Here is a 15,590-nt window from a genome sequence, read left to right on the forward strand (position 1 = left end):
AGCCCGCACGAGGCGGGCTTCAAGTGATGTGGCCGAGTGCCGCCGGGCTAACCAGCCCGACTGGCACTCCAGCTTTCCGTCAATCCGTGGCGTAAATGTCCACGTCCTTGGTTTCACGCACGAACAGCACGCCGACGATGAAGGTGATCGCCGCGATCACGATCGGGTACCAGAGGCCGTAATACATGTTGCCGTTGGACGCGACCATCGCGAACGAGATCGTGGGCAGCATGCCGCCGAACCAGCCGTTGCCGATGTGGTAGGGCAGGCTCATCGAGGTGTAGCGAATGCGGGTCGGGAACATCTCCACCAATGCTGCGGCGATCGGGCCGTAGACCATGGTCACGTAGATCACCAGCAGCGTCAGAATGGCGATCATCAGCGGCTTGTTCATCTTGGCCGGATCGGCCTTGGCAGGGTAGCCGTCGGCCTTCAGCGTGTCGCCCACTTCCTTCTTGAACGCGGCGATGGCCTTGGCGCTGGTCTCGTCGAACTTGCCACCCGCCACCACGCCGTTCGGTGCAGGGATCTCCTTCGGCCCGATCTTGACGACCGCCGGACCCGTGCCCACGGCATTCTCATAGCTCACCGACTGCTGCGCGAGGAAACGCTTGGCGATATCGCACGAAGTGTGGAAGTCGATGTCGCGCGCCACGGGGTTGCCGCCGAACGAGCACTCCTTCGGATCGGCCGTCACGACCACCTGGTTGGCCTGCTGGGCCGCTGCGAGGTCGGGGTTGGCCGCGGCCGTCAGCGCCTTGAACAGCGGGAAGTAGGTCAGCACCGCCAAAAGCAGACCGGCCATGATGATCGGCTTGCGGCCAATCTTGTCCGACAGCGTGCCGAAGATCACGAAGAACGGCGTGGCGATCAGCAGCGCGATGGCGATCATGATGTTGGCAGTCGACGCGTCCACCTTCAGCACGCTTGTCAGGAAGAACAGCGAGTAGAACTGACCCGTGTACCAGACCACGGCCTGACCAGCCACCAGACCGAAGAGGGCCAGCAGCACGATCTTCAGGTTCTTCCACTGGCCGAAGGACTCGGACAGCGGGGCCTTGGAGGTCTTGCCCTCGGCCTTCATCTTCTGGAAGGCGGGCGATTCGTTCATCGACAGGCGAATCCATACCGAGATGCCGAGCAGCGCGATCGAGAGGATGAACGGAATGCGCCAACCCCAGTCGGCAAACGCCTCCTCGCCCAGCACCGTGCGCACCACCAGAATGATGATCAGCGACAGGAACAGGCCCAGCGTCGCAGTGGTCTGGATCCACGCGGTGTAGGCGCCGCGCTTGCCGTTGGGGGCATGCTCGGCCACGTAGGTGGCAGCACCGCCGTACTCACCGCCCAGCGCCAAGCCTTGCAGCATGCGCAGGATGATCAGGATGACCGGGGCCATCACGCCAATGGAGGCGTAGGTCGGCAGGATACCGACCACGAAGGTCGACATGCCCATGATCAGGATCGTCACCAGGAAGGTGTACTTGCGGCCGATCATGTCGCCCAGGCGGCCGAACACCAGCGCGCCGAATGGGCGCACGATGAAGCCCGCGGCAAATGCCAGCAGCGCGAAGATGAACGCGGACGTCGGGTCCAGACCAGCGAAGAACTGCTTGGCGATGATCGCTGCCAGCGAGCCGTACAGGTAGAAGTCGTACCACTCGAACACGGTGCCGAGTGACGAGGCGAAGATGACTTTCTTCTCCTCTGCGGTCATCGGCCGATTGGCCGCCGCTGCAGTTGCCATGAGATGTCTCCTTGGGTGGTGAACGCGCGAGCTGCGGACACGCAACGAGTTGTGTCCTGCGTCGAAATGTCCAAGCAGCGGCTGACCGATTTCTGACAAGCCCAGGCAGCGTCGCGAACGCAATCTGAACAAAGCCTGACAACTTTCGGGATAACCCTGCCGGTATTTTTTTTGATGCGAAATTTGGTGGACTCAGAGCGGTCTACGGCTTGCTTTTCTTGCTCCCTTGCCCCCGCGAAAACCCTGATAAAAAAAATTAAGCCACATGGGACACCAACGTCGCGTCAAACCCTCACTGCGCGGGCGCGCTCAGGCGGCCACATCGGCATGCGCCGCGCAGGTTGACTTTGTCTGCCTGTACGGGATTGGTGTTCAGGTGCGGGGAAAAGGCGCCCGCGGCTTTGTCGGCGTCAGCGCGTCGCACCGTGCGATCGCCTGCGTTGGTCGCGCGAAAAACAGGCCGTTCAAGCCCAATCCTGACCCCGCCCGGTACCTGCAGGGCCGCCAGCGTCCGTCACCTCGCGCACGAACCACGCCGACAGTCTGAGCGCTCGACGTTCCGCGCGATATTGGCCTCTAACCTATGCCCATTCTGCGCCAGAAGCTTCTCTTTTAATAGCAACCGCGTATCGCCATCGGCGCGCCGGCACGGGGCGCCGTCACACCGTCAGCGCCTGACCGTACCAGCCCCGACGCGGGCAGCGTCTGCCCAGACAGCGTCCACGCGGTCATCGCCTTCGAGCTGCGCGCGCAGCATGGGCAGCGCGTCCAATCCCCAGAACAGGCGGCCGTCGACGGCCAGGGTCGGCACGCCAAACACACCGGCTGACAGGGCGCCTTCGGTGGCGACCTTCAGCATCTGCTTGACCTCGTCGCTGGCCGGGTCGCGTGCCGGGGCGAGCTGGGCCGTCACCTCCGCCAGCCTATCCGGGTCATCGGCCGCCGCACCGCCTGCACGCCAGACATGGTGCAGCAGGGTTTCGCACACATGGCGATTGGGGGTGCCCTGGCGCGCGCAGGCCCACGCCAGACGCAGCAGCGCCAGCGGATTGAACGGGTGCGCGGCGGGCAGTTGCATCGGGATACCCAGCGCCTGCGCCTGCCAGAGCACCTGACGGTACGTCCAGTCGCGCTTTGGCGGGATCTCGGCCGGCCCCAACTGACCGTGCGCCTTCAGCAGCGCGGCAAACAGGATCGGACGGTACACCACCTCATAGCCCAAGCCCTCCAGCGCGCGCGGCAACTGCTCGAACGCAAGGTACGCATAGGGCGAAATGAAGTCGAGGTAGCAGTCGATGCGTTTCATACAGACTTACGCTCCGGATCGTGCCTGCGGGTGAGCGTTGCGGCGCTCGGCCAGGCGGGCCAGCACCTCGCGTCGCGCGGCGGTGTCCATGGCCCCCCAGCGCGCGATTTCGTCGGTGCGGCGCAAGCAGCCTTCACACCAGCCGGTCGCCGGGTGCAACCGGCAGACGCCTGTGCAGGGTGACGCGATCTCGTCTTGGGATTGGGGATTCAGCGAGCCTTCTGGGTCCGCCCCATCTGCGCAGGCAGCTTCTCTATTCATAGCACTCAAGCAACGTCGACGGCCTGCACGACGTCGGCCACCGGCGCGCCGGTCAGGCGCTCCAGATCCGCCGGACGCAACTGGAACACCCCATGCGGGTGTCCCGCGGCAGCCCAGATGACATCAAAGCGGTAAAGCTCGCGGTCGATCAAGGTGACCGGCGCCTCGGTGTGCGCCAGCGGCGCCACGCCGCCAATGGTGAAGCCGGTGCGCGCCTTCACGAAGTCGGCGTCGGCGCGGCCGATCTTGCCCACCAGCGCCGCCACGCGCTTCTCGTCCACGCGGCGGTCACCGCTGGTGATGACCAGCACGGCCACGTCGTCCTCCTTGCGGCGGAAGATGATGCTTTTGGCAATCTGGCCAACGCCGATGCCCAGCGCGTCGGCAGCCTGCTGCGCGGTGCGTGCCGCGTCGTCCAGCATGACAGGCCCGTGCGCGTGGCCGGCTGCGGCCAGCGCGCGCGCCACGCGCTGCACACCCTCGGGCAGGTTCTGGGATGGGGTTGCGCTCACGTCAGAAAAAGCCTTTCCGGTTGCCCGTATCCGTTGCTCAGTAGCGGAGCATGGACTCGGTGTTCATGCGATCGCGCAGGCGGCGCAATTCGCGCTCGGCACGGTGAAGCCGGTCGCCCACGTTCTCGCCTTTGCGCTGACGCTCCCGCAGCCGGTCGATCTCACGGTACTGACGGTCAATGTCATTTTGCAGCTCGCGCATGCGACGCTGGTACTCGAAGCGCTCGAACGCCGGCCGGTAGTAGTACAGGAATTGCGGCTCGAGCTCGGGAGGACAGTAGCCGGTCTCATAGCGGCCGCCGCGCCGAGCGAAATTCTCTGCGCCCCCGGGCGTGCAGAAAACGCGCAGTCCGTCCTGCCAACCGCGCCCATAGGCGCCCATATCGGCGCCAAAGCCCAGCTCCTGACACGCTTCGGCTCGGCGCCGCCCCGTGGCACTGCCGCTCCCGCTCGAAGCGTCGTTGTAGCCGAGAGACTGCCAGTCGGCTTTCTGACAGTCCTCTGCGTTCATCGTGGCGCAGCCACCCAGAACGCCAACCAAGGCCAGGCAGGCCCCGATGCGCAGCGCGATGCTCAGTCTTTGCATGCTTGCTCCTCACTCCACGTTGTTGTGAGCGAAGCATAATGCGGCGCCCGAAACCCTTGCAAGCCGGCCTTCACCATCGTGCCCGCAAGAAGTGGTGTGCCTGCGCCCATCTTTTGGACGCAGGCAGCTACTTTTTTTGATAGCTTTCAGCCTGCACAGCGTTGTCCTAAACCCGCGGCCAACTGAGGGTGCAGGCGGGCACCGCCGACACCGCAATGCGTGGGCTGGCGGGCAGCCACCAGCTGCAGCGCGGTCAGGCGCGCTTGGCGATCAGGGCCGTGGCCACGCGTGAGCCGGTCTTGCGGCCGAGCTGCTCGCTGACGTAGGCGCCGGCGTCGATCAGTTGGTCCAGATCGATGCCGGTCTCGATGCCCATGCCCTGCAGCATGTAGACCACGTCTTCCGTCGCCACGTTGCCGGTCGCGCCCTTGGCGTACGGACAGCCGCCCAGGCCCGCCACCGAGGTGTCGTACTGCCAGACCCCCATTTCGAGCGCCGCCAGGGTGTTGGCCAGCGCCTGGCCATAGGTGTCGTGGAAGTGGCCAGATACGTCGTTCAGGTCGTAATGCTGCAGTGTGGCCTCGATCGCTGCCTGAACTTTGCGCGGCGTGCCGACGCCAATCGTGTCGGCCACCCCCACGTGCTGAACGCCAATGCCCTTCATCAGGCCAGCCAGGTAACCCACGCGCTCGGGCGCGATCTCGCCCTCATAGGGGCAGCCCACCGCGCAACTCATGGCGCCGCGCACATAAATGCCCTTGGCGCGTGCGGCCTCAACCACCGGCGCGAACCGCTCGATGCTTTCAGCGATGGAGCAATTGATGTTCTTCTGGCTGAAAGCCTCGCTGGCCGCGCCGAAGACGACGATCTCGTCCGGGCGGTCGGCCAGCGCAGCTTCAAAGCCCTTCAAGTTCGGCGTCAGCACGCTGTAGCGCACGCCCGGCTGACGCTGGACGCCGCTCATCACCTCGTGGTTGTCGGCCATCTGTGGCACCCACTTGGGGCTGACGTAGCTGGTGACTTCGATGTCCTTCAGGCCTGCTGCCTGCAGGCGGTGCACCAGCTCGATCTTGACCGCCGCGGGCACGGGCTGCTTTTCGTTCTGCAGACCGTCGCGCGGGCCGACATCGGTGATCTTGACTCGGAGGGGCAGTGTCATGGCAATGTATCGGCTGTGTGGCACGGGAATTGGGCAGTGTAGCGCCGGGGCCGTGCGGGTGCTTCGCCGCCTCTGGCTTGCCCGCAACCTTAAGATGGCAGGCCGCGTCCCGGCGAATGGACCGTTCACGATGAAGATTGCCCTGCTGTCAGACATTCATGCCAATCTGCATGCGCTTGACGCATGCCTGGCCCACGCCGAAGCCGCGGGCGTGCAAGGCTATGCCTTGCTGGGCGATTTGGTCGGCTACGGCGCGTTTCCGGCCGAAGTGGTGCGGCGCGCGATGGCGCTGGTCGCCGCGGGCGCCCCTGCCGTCATGGGCAACCACGACCATTACGCCAATGTGCAGGTCACTGACGCCAAGCAGATGGCGCACACCGGCGTGGCTTGGACGCAGGCGCAGCTGGGCGGCCCCGAACTCGGCTTCCTGGCGCAGCTGCCGATGACCGCCCGCCTGGGCAGCGCACTGCTGGTACATGCCAGCGCCGACGCGCCGCCACAGTGGCGCTACGTCACCAACCCGCAGCTGGCCGCCCTCAGCCTGGACGGCGCGACCGAGCCGCCCACGGGCAGCGACGCCGTGCACTACGTCTTCGGCGGTCACGTGCACGCGCAGACGCTCTACTTTCGCGGCGGCGCAGGCAAGCTGATGCCCTTTGCGCCCACGCCCGGTGTGCCGATTCCGGTGCCGCGCCACCGGCGCTGGCTCGCCACGGTCGGCTCGGTCGGCCAGCCACGCGATGGTCGCGTGGACGCCATGTACGCGATCTTCGACGAGGCCGCCGCGCAGCTCACCTTCCACCGCGTGCCCTACGACGTGCAGGCCGCCGCCGCGGCCATCCGCGCCACCCCGTTGCCGCCCTTCTTCGCCGACCGGCTGGAGACCGGCCAGTGAAGGAGCTGGCGCCCGGCACCGTCGTCGACGGCTTTCGCATCGGCGACCTGCTGCACAAGGGCGGCATGGCGCTGATCTACGGCGTGACCTACGCCGACGACCGCCCCGCGCCCTTCCCCATGGTGATGAAGGTGCCACGCATGACCGCTGGCGACGCGGCCGAGACCATTGTCAGCTTCGAGGTGGAGCACCAGATCCTGCGCACGCTCACCGGCCCGCACGTGCCGCAGCTCGTCGCGGCAGGCGACTTGGCCACGCTGCCCTACCTGGCCATGGAATACGTGCCAGGCCACACGCTGGACCACTGGCTGGCGCAGGCCACCAGCGGCCAGCCGCTGCCCGCCGCCACCTTGGCGGCGCTGGGCGCGGCCGTGGCCACCGCCGCGCATGCGCTGCACCAGCAGAACGCGGTGCACCTGGACTTGAAGCCGGCCAACGTGATCGTCCGCGACCCTTCGGATGCCGCCGCCATCGCGCGCGCCGTGGCCGACCCGCTGGCCATGCTGGATGCGGTGCTGCTGGACTTTGGCCTGTCCTGGCACGCGCACCTGCCCGACCTGCTGGCCGAGGAGATGCGCCCGGCGGTCGGCTCGCCCGCCTACATGTCGCCAGAACAGGTGGTCGGCGTGCGCGGCGACCCGCGCAGCGACGTGTTCGCGATCGGCGTGCTGCTGTACGAGTTGGCCACCGGCACGCTGCCTTTTGGCGCGCCGACCAGCCGCGGCGGCTTGCGTCAGCGCCTGTGGATGGACCCGGTGCCCCCGCGCAAGCTCCGGCCCGACCTGCCGCCCTGGTTGCAGGAGGTGATCCTGCGTTGCCTGGAGCCGACCGCCGCCGACCGCTACCCGTCCGCCGCGCACCTGGCGTTTGACCTGTCGCACCCTGCACAGGTGCGCGTCACCGAGCGGGGCGAGCGCCTCACGGGCACGGGCTTTCGCACGCACTTCAAGCGCTGGCTGCGCGCCGCGGGTGAGCAGTACCGGCCCAGCCCGCTGCCCGCGCGGCAGATCGCCGAGGTGCCGATCCTGATGGTCTGCGTGCCGCACCACGATGTGACCGACGCGACGCTGGAATCGCTGCGCGCAGCGGTCACGCGTTCGCTGGGCATCCGCCCTGGCGCGCGGCTGGCGGTGGTCACCGTCGTGTCGCCTGGCGCCAGCAGCGCCACCGACAGGGCGCGCAGCGAAACCGCGCTACAGCGGCAGATGCTGGCCATGCTCAAGCGCTGGGCCCAGCCGCTGAAGCTGGAGGGGCACCAGGTGTCGTTTCACGTGCTGGAAGACAGCGACCGCGCCGACGCCATCGTGCGCTACGCCAGCACCAACAACGTCAGCATGATCGTCCTGGGTGCCGCCACGCACGGCGTGCAACTGCAGCGCTTCATTGCCACGGTGCCCATCAAGGTGGCCATGAACGCGCCCTGTACGGTGATCCTGGTCAAGCAGACGCAGCCGCCGGCACCGCTGGGCGGTTTATCTGGCTGATCACATCGCTTCAGGAATTCAAAGAAAATCGGGCTGCAGCCCTACAACCCCCTGCGCAGTCAGCTCCTATTTCGTGAGCAAAAAACCACCAACCAACGTACGACGCACTCAGTAGCCGCGGTCGCGCTGCACCACGCCACTGGGCATCTCGCCGCGCGCCAGTGCCTGCAGCGCACGCACGACCTGCGCCACCGCTTCCGGGCGCAGTGTCTGCGCGCTGATGTGCGGTGTCAGCGTCACGTGGGGCTGCGTCCAGAGCCAGTGCTCGGGCGGCAGCGGCTCTTCCTGCATCACGTCCAGCGTGGCACCGGCCAGGTGGCCCTCGTCCAGCAGGGCGCGCAGATCGTCTTCCACCAGCAGCCCACCGCGCGCCACGTTGATGACGTAGCCAGCCAGCTGGATCTGCTCCAGCGTTTGCCGGTTGAGGAGGCCGCGCGTCGCCGGTGTGAGCGGCAGCAAGCTGACCAGCACGCGTGTGCCCTGCAGGAAGTCGGGCAGACCGTCGTCGCCATGGAAGCAGCGCACGCCCGGCAGATCGCGCGGCGTGCGGCTCCAACCCAGCACCGGGAAGTCGAACTGCTGCACCGCCTGTGCCACGCGCGCGCCCAGCGCGCCCAGGCCCATCACCCCCACCGGGAACTCGCTGCGCACATGCGGCCGGCGCGGGCGCCAGCGCGCTTCGCGTTGCTGACGCTCATAGGCGTCGAATTCTCGAAAGAAGCGGATCAGCGCATGGCACACGTACTCGGCCATCTGCACCGCCATGCCCGCGTCTTCCAGCCGCACCACCGTCATGCTGGCCGGCAAAGGCAGCGCCATCAGCTTGTCCACACCGGCACCCAGATTCAGCAGCGCGCGCAACTGCGGTTGCTCGTCGATCAGTTGCCGCGGTGGGCTCCAGACCACGGCCGCGTCGTACACCGGCGGCAAGCCAGGCTGCCACTCATCGAACTGCAGACCGGGCATGCCCCCACGCAGATGGGCCAGCCAGGCTGCGTTGTCCTTGGCTGCGGGTTGGCAGAGCAGCACTTTCATGCCAGCCCCTTGCGTATGGGAACGCTTGCGCGGATAAAAAATGCTGCAGCGCCATCACGGCGACGCGCTTCGGTTCGGTGGGCGACGGTCATGGTGACCGATGGTCGCACACCAAAGATGGCCGCGGAGCATGCGCTGCGCCGTCGGCCGCGCGTTCAGCCCGCGGCCGCTACCAGACGCAGCAACTCGTCGCCGTCCATCACCTGGTCGCCGGGCACGAACAGCAGCTCTTCGACCACGCCGTCCTGCGGCGCGGCGATGGTGTGTTCCATCTTCATCGCTTCCATCACCGCCAGCGGCTGGCCCTTGCTGACCTTGTCGCCGGCCTTGACGGCGAAGCTGACGACCTTGCCGGGCATCGGCGCGGTCAGGCGGCCGCCTTCGGCGCCCGATTCGCCGGCGTGCGACAGCACGTCCAGCTCGGTGATGGCCGCGGCGCCGCGCGTGCCGAACACGTGCTCGACCTCGCCCAGCGGATACACCTGAACGACCTGTCGGTCGGCCCCGTAACGCACGTCGATGGCGCCGCCCGGCAGCGCGGTGAAGGCCAGCGGCGCCGCGTCGGCCTCGCCGACCTTCAGCGACAGGCCGTCGTCGAGGTAGCGCAGCTTGGCGATCACCGGCTCGCCGCGGTAATCAAAGTCCATGCGGCGCGACGCGACGCCGTGCGAACGGAAGCCGTCGCGGCGGCTGAAGGGGTCGTGCGTTTCACCGGCGCGCTCGGCCACCAGGGTTTGCGCCACCGCGGCGGCGACGGCCATCGGCTGACCCAATGGGTCCTGCTTGAACAGCCGGTCGGCCTCGCGCTGGATCAGCGCGGTGTCCAGCTTGGCCTCGGCAAACGACGGCGTGGCCAGCACGTGGCGCAGGAACTGCACGTTGGTCTGCAGGCCGGCGATGTGGGTGGCGGCCAGCGCCTCGTCCAGTTTGGCCAGCGCTTCTTCGCGCGTTTCACCCCAGACGATGAGCTTGGCGATCATGCTGTCGTAGAACGGGCTGATCGCGTCGCCTTCGCGCACGCCGTCGTCCACACGCACCACGTCGATCTCGAAGGCGCTGTGCGGCGGCTTGCGGTAGACGTGCAGCGTGCCGGTGGCGGGCAGGAAGTTGTTGTCCGGGTTCTCGGCGCAGATGCGCGCTTCGATCGCGTGGCCTTCGATCATCAGATCGTCCTGCTCCAGCGGCAGTGGCTCGCCACTGGCCACGCGCAGCTGCCATTCAACCAGATCCTGGCCGGTGATGGCCTCAGTCACCGGGTGCTCCACCTGCAGGCGCGTGTTCATCTCCATGAAGTAGAACTTCATTTCTTCGGGCTTGTCGTAGCCGCCCGGCTGCTCGACGATGAATTCCACGGTGCCGGCGCCCACGTAATTCACTGCGCGCGCCGCGGCCACGGCGGCTTCGCCCATCTGCTGGCGAATGCTTTCGGGCATGCCGGGCGCGGGCGCCTCTTCCAGCACCTTCTGGTGGCGGCGCTGCACCGAACAGTCGCGCTCGAACAGGTAGACGCAGTTGCCGTGCGTGTCACCAAACACCTGGATTTCGATATGGCGCGGGCGCTGCACGTACTTCTCGATCAGCACCGCGTCGTCGCCAAAGCTGTTGATGGCTTCACGCTTGCACGACTCCAGCGCGGCCATGAAGTCTGCCGACTTGTCCACCGCGCGCATGCCCTTGCCGCCGCCGCCGGCGCTGGCCTTGATCAGCACGGGGTAGCCAATGCGGTCGGCCTCCTTGTGCAGCAGCTCGGGCGTCTGGTCGGTGCCGTGGTAGCCCGGCACCAGCGGCACTTTGGCCGATTCCATCAGGCGCTTGGACTCGGCCTTCAGGCCCATGTCCTTGATCGCGCTGGCCGGCGGGCCGATAAAGACCAGGCCGTTGTCGGCGCAGGCCTGGGCGAAGTCTTCGTTCTCGCTCAAAAAGCCGTAGCCGGGGTGAATGGCCTGCGCGCCCGTGGCCTTGGCCGCGTCGATGATGCGCTGCCACTGCAGGTAGCTGTCCTTGGGCGCGCTGCCGCCCACGTGCACCGCTTCGTCACACGCCATGACGTGCTTGGCGTGCGCGTCCGCGTCGGAATACACCGCCACGGTCTTCACGCCCAGGCGGCGCGCGGTGGCCGCCACGCGGCAGGCGATTTCGCCACGGTTGGCGATCAGGATCTTGCTGAACATGGGTCTGTCTCCTAGAAACTCAAAATCAAACTGGGTCCGCTGCGTCCGCCGCATTGGCAGGCAACACGTGGCGGCAATAGCGCCAATCGCTGACCGCCTGGTCGTCGATGTAGGCATCGGGTTTGGGCAGAAAGCCCGCAAAGCCGTCTTCGATGCCCAGCTCTACCGCCGACTGGCGCGCATAGTTGGCGCTGCCGGAACTCCACAAGAACAGGGTCATGCCGCCGGACTTCAAACCCTTCACGGTCTGCACCACGCCCGGCATCGGCACGCGCTTGGCGCCGATGGAGCGCACCAAGGTGTCGTCGACATCCACAAATACGGTACGCGGGCCCATCTACGCCCCTTCCGGCACTGACGCGCCACCGCCGAAGAACGCCCGCAGCTTGCGAATCACCAGTTTCAAGAACTTGTACAGCACCACCAGCAGCAGCACCGACACCAGCAGCATCAGCACCAGCACGATGGCGAAAGCAAGGGGGTGCTGGGTGGCCAGCCACATGACGAAGACGACCAGGCCGTCTTCGAAAAACGAGGCCAGCCAGTTGCTGAAAGGCTCAGGCGAGCTGTTGATGGCCGCGCGTGTGGTGGCCTTGGTGGCGAAAGACGTGGCCGCGAGCGAGCCGCCCAGCAGCCCCGCGACCAGGCCCATGGTGCCGCTGTCGGCGCCGAACACGCCGGCTGCCAGCAGCGCGCCGGCGGGAATGCGGATGACCGCGTTGACGCTGTCCCACAGGCTGTCGACCCAGGGAATCTTGTCGGCAAAGAATTCGACCAGCAGCATGAAGCCGCTGGCCGCCAGCACGGCCGGGTGCATCAGCAGCTTGAGCCCTTCAGGCAGCGGGATCCAGCCGACGTAGCCCATGGCACCGGTCAGAAAAACCACGGCGTACAGGCGAAAGCCGCTGGCCCAGCCCAGCGCCGCGGCCAGGGCCAGCAGCGACGGCATGTCCATCTTGGCGACCACGGGCGCCACCGCGCCGCCCACGGCCGCACCGGCCTGGCCCACCGCGTTGCCGACCGCGGCCGCGCCGTCTGTGGTCGGGTGGATGCCGATGCTGTGCAGCCACTGCACCACGCTTTGCAGCCAATCGTTCATCGTGCCCTCCTGGCGCGCACCGGCGCGCGCACGTGCAGCGCCACAACGCCGCGGGCGGCGGTGGGGACGACAGTGGCGCGGCGACGCGGTGTGTGGCGGGGCATGGTTGCTATATCAACAATAGCTGGGTGCGCAAGTGGTTGTACGGCTGGAAGGCGATTTGATGCTCAAACTGATCTTCAATCCGCCAGCCACGCTGGCTTGCGTTTTTGCAGAAAGCTCTGCACGCCTTCCTTGCCTTCATCGCTGGCGCGGATGTCGGCAATGCCTTCCACCGTGCGGTCGATCAGCAGGCGCGAGATGTCGCGTTCGGCCACGTCCTGCACCAGCTTCTTGCATTCGCGCACGGCATTGGGGCTGGCGCTGGTCAGCGCGTTGACCAACTCGCCCACCTTGGCGTCCAACTGGTCGGCGGGCACCACTTCGTGCACGAAGCCGACGCGCAGCGCCTCGGCGGCATTGAAGCGCTCGGCGGTCAGGAAATAGCGGTGCGCCGCACGCGCACCCATGGCGCGGATCACATAAGGGCTGATGGTGGCGGGGATCAGGCCCAGCTTGACTTCGCTCAGGCAGTAGTGGGCCGTGTCGACGCTGACGGCCATGTCGCAGGCCGCCACCAGGCCCATGCCACCGGCGTACACATCGCCCTGCACCCGGGCGATGGTCGGTTTGGGGCATTCGTAGATGGCGCGCAGCATGAAGGCCAGCTTGCCCGCGTCTTCGATGTTCTCGTCGCGCGTGTAGTCCGCCATGCGGCGCATCCAGTTCAGGTCGGCCCCGGCACAGAAGGCCGGCCCTTCGGCCATCAGCACGATGGCGCGCACCTCGGGCGTTTCACCGAGTTGCACGAAGGCTTGCGACAGCTCGGCGATCACCTCGTCGTTGAAGGCGTTGCGCACGTCGGGGCGCGACAGCACGATGGTGGCCACACGGTTCTGGGTGGCGATGCGGATGGCGGAAGTCATGCGGGTTTTTGCTCCTGTTGCAGCATGTAGACCAGATCGAGCTCAGGGCAACGCTGGCCCAGAGCGGTGAGCGCCGCCGTGATCTGTGCGCGGTGGTGCGTACTGTGGTTGAAGACGTGCGCCAGCGTGGGCGCAAACGGCAACGAGGCGAAGGTGCCCCGATTGGTCACGTAGTCCAGCGTGCTGGCCCAGCGCTCGGGCGCGATGGCGGCGATTACCGACGGCCAGCGCGTCGCGCCTTCCAGCAAGCGCTCACCCAGGCGCGCGCGGTCGGCCTCCAGCTCGGTGTCCAACGGGATGCGCTGCGACTGGCCTTCGATGAAGCGCACCTGCCACAGGTGCACCTCACCCACCAGCAAATGGTTCAGCGTGCCGTGGATGCTCTTAAAGAACAGCCCCACGTCGCGCCGGTAGTCGTCGTCCGGCAGCACCGCCACCGCGTCCAGCAGCCGCTGTGTGGCCCAAACGTTGTATCGCGCGAGCGTGGTGAAGTAAGCGACGAGGTCCATGTCAGTCTCCCATCAGCCGTCGACTCGGCCAGCGCACCGCAACGCAGCGCCAAAGCCCAACCACGCCCCCCACACCCCGGGACGAATGGCCGCAAAGCAGGCCAGCTCAGCGAACGCCGTGCTCGGACCTGCGCCGAGCACTGGCGTTGTCCCCCCTCGTGCAACAGAGGGGGGAAGGCGCGTCAGCGACTCAGGGGGGTGTTCCATCACATCCTGAAGATGCCGAACTTCACGTCTTCAATCGGCGCGTTCTGCGCCGCCGACAGGCCCAGCGCCAGCACGCGGCGAGTGTCAGCAGGGTCGATCACGCCGTCGTCCCACAGGCGCGCGGTGGCGTAGTACGGGTGGCCCTGGTGTTCGTACTGGTCGCGCACCGGGGCTTTGAAGGCCTCTTCTTCCTCGGCGCTCCAGGTGCCCCCCTTGGCTTCGATGCCGTCACGGCGGATGGTGGCCAGCACGCTGGCGGCCTGCTCGCCGCCCATGACGCTGATGCGCGCGTTGGGCCACATCCACAAGAAGCGCGGGCTGTACGCGCGGCCGCACATGCCGTAGTTGCCGGCGCCGAAGCTGCCGCCAATGATGATGGTGAACTTGGGCACGTTGGCCGTGGCAACGGCGGTGACCAGCTTGGCGCCGTGGCGCGCGATGCCTTCGTTTTCGTACTTGCGCCCGACCATGAAGCCGGTGATGTTCTGCAAGAAGATCAGCGGGATCTTGCGCTGGCAGCACAGCTCGATGAAGTGCGCGCCTTTTTGCGCCGATTCGCTGAACAGGATGCCGTTGTTGGCGATGATGCCGACGGGCATGCCTTCGATGTGCGCGAAGCCGCACACCAGCGTGGTGCCAAAGCGCGCCTTGAATTCGTGGAACTCGCTGCCGTCGACGATGCGGGCGATGATCTCGCGCACGTCGAACGGCTTGCGCGTGTCGGTGGGGATCACGCCGTACAGTTCTTCGGCCGCAAACTTGGGCGGCACCGGCACGCGCAAATCGCCGTGCGGCTTCTTGACGTGGTTCAGGTCCGACACGATCTGCCGCGCCAACGCCAGGGCGTGCAAATCGTTCTGCGCCAGGTGGTCGGCCACGCCGGACAGGCGCGTGTGCACGTCGCCACCGCCCAGGTCTTCGGCACTCACCACCTCGCCGGTGGCCGCTTTGACCAGCGGCGGACCGCCCAGAAAGATCGTGCCCTGGTTCTTGACGATGATGGATTCATCGCTCATCGCCGGCACGTAGGCGCCGCCGGCCGTGCAGCTGCCCATGACCACGGCGATCTGGGCGATGCCTTGCGCGCTCATGTTGGCCTGGTTGTAGAAGATGCGGCCGAAGTGCTCGCGGTCGGGGAACACGTCGTCCTGGTTGGGCAGGTTGGCGCCACCCGAATCGACCAGGTAGATGCAGGGCAAGCGGTTCTGCGCGGCGATCTCTTGGGCGCGCAGGTGCTTCTTCACCGTCATCGGGTAGTAGGTGCCGCCTTTCACCGTCGCGTCGTTGCAGACGATCATGCAGTCCACGCCCGACACGCGGCCGATGCCGGCCACCATGCCCGCTGAAGGCGCGGCGTCCTTGCCGTCTTTTTCGACGTACATGTGCAGCGCGGCGAGCGGCGCGATTTCCAGGAAGGGCGTGCCCGGGTCCAGCAGCATCTGCACGCGCACGCGCGGCAGCAGTTTGCCGCGGCCAGTGTGCTTGGCGCGCGCGGCTTCACCGCCGCCTTGGGCCACCTGGTCGATCTGCTGGCGCAGGTCGTCGACTAGGGCGCGCATGGCGTCGGCGTTGGCCTGGAAGTCGGCCGAACGGGGATTGAGCTTGCTCTCGAGTGCGGGCATGAAGACTCCGGTTTGTCTATTGTTTTGATAGC

The 15,590-nt window shown here is 66.8% G+C and carries 15 protein-coding genes; 2 read left to right on the top strand and 13 right to left on the bottom strand.

Going from position 1 to position 15,590, the window contains the following annotated elements; translation table 11 throughout:
- Positions 1-79 precede the first annotated feature (79 nt).
- From FVQ98_RS06130 to FVQ98_RS06155, 6 genes are all read right to left on the bottom strand, one after another.
- Positions 80-1,747, bottom strand: coding sequence for an MFS transporter (locus FVQ98_RS06130; RefSeq protein ID WP_222707572.1), 1,668 nt, complete (start codon positions 1,745-1,747; stop codon positions 80-82).
- A gap of 667 nt (positions 1,748-2,414) precedes the next feature.
- Complete coding sequence (locus FVQ98_RS06135; RefSeq protein WP_147912557.1) at positions 2,415-3,053, bottom strand: 2-hydroxychromene-2-carboxylate isomerase; 639 nt, start codon at positions 3,051-3,053, stop codon at positions 2,415-2,417.
- 6 nt (positions 3,054-3,059) lie between these two features.
- On the bottom strand, positions 3,060-3,314 hold the full coding sequence (locus tag FVQ98_RS06140) for a DUF1289 domain-containing protein (RefSeq protein ID WP_147912558.1): 255 nt from the start codon (positions 3,312-3,314) through the stop codon (positions 3,060-3,062).
- A 5-nt stretch (positions 3,315-3,319) separates the two neighbouring features.
- Positions 3,320-3,826: a YbaK/EbsC family protein gene (locus tag FVQ98_RS06145; RefSeq protein WP_147912559.1), complete on the bottom strand. Its 507-nt coding sequence runs from the start codon at positions 3,824-3,826 to the stop codon at positions 3,320-3,322.
- Between the two features lie 37 nt (positions 3,827-3,863).
- Positions 3,864-4,412, bottom strand: coding sequence for a DUF2799 domain-containing protein (locus FVQ98_RS06150; RefSeq protein ID WP_147912560.1), 549 nt, complete (start codon positions 4,410-4,412; stop codon positions 3,864-3,866).
- A 253-nt stretch (positions 4,413-4,665) separates the two neighbouring features.
- A complete protein-coding gene (locus FVQ98_RS06155; protein WP_147912561.1) occupies positions 4,666-5,571 on the bottom strand; it encodes a hydroxymethylglutaryl-CoA lyase in 906 nt (301 codons plus the stop codon).
- Between the two features lie 130 nt (positions 5,572-5,701).
- Between FVQ98_RS06155 and FVQ98_RS06160 the strand changes: the two genes are divergently transcribed.
- The gene (locus FVQ98_RS06160; RefSeq protein ID WP_147912562.1) at positions 5,702-6,466 is read left to right on the top strand and encodes a metallophosphoesterase family protein; all 765 of its coding nucleotides are present in this window, start codon (positions 5,702-5,704) and stop codon (positions 6,464-6,466) included.
- Positions 6,463-7,950, top strand: a complete 1,488-nt coding sequence (locus FVQ98_RS06165) for a serine/threonine protein kinase (protein ID WP_147912563.1) — start codon at positions 6,463-6,465, stop codon at positions 7,948-7,950. Before FVQ98_RS06160 ends, FVQ98_RS06165 begins: the two co-directional genes overlap by 4 nt.
- A gap of 108 nt (positions 7,951-8,058) precedes the next feature.
- On the opposite strand, the gene FVQ98_RS06170 is transcribed toward FVQ98_RS06165, so the two are convergent.
- The 7 genes from FVQ98_RS06170 to FVQ98_RS06200 all read right to left on the bottom strand — a co-directional run bounded on the left by FVQ98_RS06170 (position 8,059) and on the right by FVQ98_RS06200 (position 15,558).
- Positions 8,059-8,985: a 2-hydroxyacid dehydrogenase gene (locus FVQ98_RS06170; protein ID WP_147912564.1), complete on the bottom strand. Its 927-nt coding sequence runs from the start codon at positions 8,983-8,985 to the stop codon at positions 8,059-8,061.
- 155 nt (positions 8,986-9,140) lie between these two features.
- Positions 9,141-11,156 (bottom strand): acetyl-CoA carboxylase biotin carboxylase subunit, encoded by a 2,016-nt coding sequence (locus FVQ98_RS06175; RefSeq protein WP_147912565.1) that lies wholly within the window; start codon positions 11,154-11,156, stop codon positions 9,141-9,143.
- A 25-nt stretch (positions 11,157-11,181) separates the two neighbouring features.
- Entirely contained in the window at positions 11,182-11,493 is a 312-nt protein-coding gene (locus tag FVQ98_RS06180; RefSeq protein WP_147912566.1) for a hydrolase, read from the bottom strand.
- Positions 11,494-12,255: a DUF4126 domain-containing protein gene (locus tag FVQ98_RS06185; RefSeq protein WP_147912567.1), complete on the bottom strand. Its 762-nt coding sequence runs from the start codon at positions 12,253-12,255 to the stop codon at positions 11,494-11,496.
- 179 nt (positions 12,256-12,434) lie between these two features.
- Positions 12,435-13,220, bottom strand: a complete 786-nt coding sequence (locus FVQ98_RS06190; RefSeq protein ID WP_147912568.1) for an enoyl-CoA hydratase/isomerase family protein — start codon at positions 13,218-13,220, stop codon at positions 12,435-12,437.
- Positions 13,217-13,729, bottom strand: a complete 513-nt coding sequence (locus FVQ98_RS06195; RefSeq protein ID WP_147912569.1) for a DinB family protein — start codon at positions 13,727-13,729, stop codon at positions 13,217-13,219. The genes FVQ98_RS06190 and FVQ98_RS06195 overlap by 4 nt, the downstream gene beginning before the upstream one ends.
- A gap of 206 nt (positions 13,730-13,935) precedes the next feature.
- A complete protein-coding gene (locus FVQ98_RS06200; RefSeq protein ID WP_147912570.1) occupies positions 13,936-15,558 on the bottom strand; it encodes a carboxyl transferase domain-containing protein in 1,623 nt (540 codons plus the stop codon).
- Between the last annotated feature and the right edge of the window lie 32 nt (positions 15,559-15,590).

Origin of the sequence: Ottowia flava, from assembly GCF_008017535.1 — a bacterium.
GTDB classification, from domain to species: Bacteria; Pseudomonadota; Gammaproteobacteria; order Burkholderiales; family Burkholderiaceae_C; genus Ottowia; species Ottowia flava.

Coding starts and splice junctions, on each gene's coding strand:
- FVQ98_RS06130 (WP_222707572.1), bottom strand. CDS start 1,747: ATGGCAACTGCAGCGGCGGCCAATCGGCCGATGACCGCAGAGGAGAAG.
- FVQ98_RS06135 (WP_147912557.1), bottom strand. CDS start 3,053: ATGAAACGCATCGACTGCTACCTCGACTTCATTTCGCCCTATGCGTAC.
- FVQ98_RS06140 (WP_147912558.1), bottom strand. CDS start 3,314: ATGAATAGAGAAGCTGCCTGCGCAGATGGGGCGGACCCAGAAGGCTCG.
- FVQ98_RS06150 (WP_147912560.1), bottom strand. CDS start 4,412: ATGCAAAGACTGAGCATCGCGCTGCGCATCGGGGCCTGCCTGGCCTTG.
- FVQ98_RS06155 (WP_147912561.1), bottom strand. CDS start 5,571: ATGACACTGCCCCTCCGAGTCAAGATCACCGATGTCGGCCCGCGCGAC.
- FVQ98_RS06160 (WP_147912562.1), top strand. CDS start 5,702: ATGAAGATTGCCCTGCTGTCAGACATTCATGCCAATCTGCATGCGCTT.
- FVQ98_RS06170 (WP_147912564.1), bottom strand. CDS start 8,985: ATGAAAGTGCTGCTCTGCCAACCCGCAGCCAAGGACAACGCAGCCTGG.
- FVQ98_RS06175 (WP_147912565.1), bottom strand. CDS start 11,156: ATGTTCAGCAAGATCCTGATCGCCAACCGTGGCGAAATCGCCTGCCGC.
- FVQ98_RS06180 (WP_147912566.1), bottom strand. CDS start 11,493: ATGGGCCCGCGTACCGTATTTGTGGATGTCGACGACACCTTGGTGCGC.
- FVQ98_RS06185 (WP_147912567.1), bottom strand. CDS start 12,255: ATGAACGATTGGCTGCAAAGCGTGGTGCAGTGGCTGCACAGCATCGGC.
- FVQ98_RS06190 (WP_147912568.1), bottom strand. CDS start 13,220: ATGACTTCCGCCATCCGCATCGCCACCCAGAACCGTGTGGCCACCATC.
- FVQ98_RS06195 (WP_147912569.1), bottom strand. CDS start 13,729: ATGGACCTCGTCGCTTACTTCACCACGCTCGCGCGATACAACGTTTGG.
- FVQ98_RS06200 (WP_147912570.1), bottom strand. CDS start 15,558: ATGCCCGCACTCGAGAGCAAGCTCAATCCCCGTTCGGCCGACTTCCAG.